This is a genomic window from Roseimaritima sediminicola, from assembly GCF_009618275.1.
Classification (GTDB): Bacteria; Planctomycetota; Planctomycetia; order Pirellulales; family Pirellulaceae; genus Roseimaritima; species Roseimaritima sediminicola.
In genome coordinates this window covers 1-652 of sequence record NZ_WIAD01000148.1, presented here as the reverse complement: position 1 = coordinate 652, position 652 = coordinate 1, and the positions used below count along the sequence as shown (strand labels likewise).

Here is a 652-nt window from a genome sequence, read left to right as displayed (position 1 = left end):
CGCAGCCTCTTCCAACCGACGTCGACGCCTGCCATCAGCTGATCGCAAAGCTGCAATCGCAAGTCGGTGAGCAGGCCACAGAGCTGTCGCTCAAAGACAAGTTGATCGAAGAACAAGCCCACTCGGTTGTGGAACTGAAGGCCAACCACGACGAGCTCGACAAGAAGCTTGTCGAACTGAAACTGACGATCAAGAAGCTTCTTTCGCAGCTCTACGGCCGCAAGAGCGAACGACGGATTGACGGCGAAGGTCAGTTGATGCTGGACCTGGGCGATGAGCCTACTCCCGAGGTCGTCAGCGCGCTGGAAGACGCGATTCGCGACGCCCACAAGATCGTCGACGACGCCGAAGAGACCAAGAAGAAGCGACGACGGCACCGGCCCGCTCGCAGTGACCGCAAGTTCCCCGAGCACCTGCCGCGATATGAAAAGATCGTCGACCTCCCCGAGGACCGGCGTGAGGGTCTCAAGCTGATCGGTTACGACGAAGTCGAAACGCTCGAGTGCATCGCGGCGGAACTGAAAGTCCGCGTAACGAAGTACGCGAAATACGCTCACCCGGCAGATAAGTCACAGGGCATCGTCAGTCCCGAGCGCCCCACCGGCCTGGTCGAGGGCGATCGCTTCGACGCTTCGATCGGTGTCGAAGTCGT

General features: G+C 59.8%; 1 protein-coding gene. It reads left to right on the top strand.

What is annotated here, in order from left to right; translation table 11 throughout:
• A partial coding sequence (locus GE027_RS22650; protein WP_162006906.1) for an IS66 family transposase occupies positions 1–652 on the top strand: 652 nt, incomplete at both ends.